Below are 911 nucleotides of genomic sequence, written 5' to 3' on the forward strand. Positions count from 1 at the left end.
CGTGATGCAAATGGTTGTACAGATACAGTGACTTATACTATTGAAGATCCTATTGGATTAACAATTACTTCTGTACCACCTTCTTGTAGTGATGATGATGGTGAATTGACAGTAACTGGATTAGGAGGAACAGGTACTTATACTTATTCAATAACTCCAAACCCAGCTTCTATAGCTTTAACAGGCAATGTATTTTCTGGTGTACCATCTGGAACTTACACCGTAACTATTACAGATACTACAACCTTATGTACGCAAGATGCTTCTGTAACATTAGATGCTGCTACACCGGTAACATTTACGCTTGACGCCGATGATGTAATATGTAATGGTAATAGTGATGGTATTATTACTGTTACATTACCTGCTAGTAATGATAATCCTATATACACATATGAGATTATTGCACCTATAGTAGTTGCGCCTCAAACCTCTAATGTTTTTACTGGCTTAGCTGCTGGAACATACACTGTTCAAGTAAATTCTGGAAAAGGTTGTAATGCAACTGCTACTGTAGATGTATTAGAACCTGCTATTATTACAGTACCTGCTCCAACAGTATTAGAATATGCTTGTAATGCTGGGACAAATACATTAAACTTTGCGACTATCACAGTAACTGGTGTTACTGGAGGTTCTGGAACTTATGTTAATTATGAGTTTATAGAAAATGCTACTGTAGTACAGTTTAGTAATAGTAATGTATATACAGAATCAGATTTATCTGGAGGAACATATACTATAAATGTTTATGACAGTCAAGGTTGTATAGGTACAACAATGGCTACTATCGCTCCATATATTGGTTTAGATGCTGTAGATGTTAATGTAGATACTGCTATTACTTGTAATAATCTTGAAGATGTTACAGTAACAGCAACAACTTCTGGAGGAACACCAACGAATTTACA

General features: G+C 35.3%; 1 pseudogene. It reads left to right on the forward strand.

The window, feature by feature from the left end:
• A pseudogene (locus tag Q0997_RS20190) lies at nt 1-911 on the forward strand (hypothetical protein); the annotation flags it as partial.

It is taken from the genome of uncultured Lacinutrix sp., from assembly GCF_947500325.1.
In the GTDB taxonomy this organism is placed as follows: Bacteria; Bacteroidota; Bacteroidia; order Flavobacteriales; family Flavobacteriaceae; genus Lacinutrix.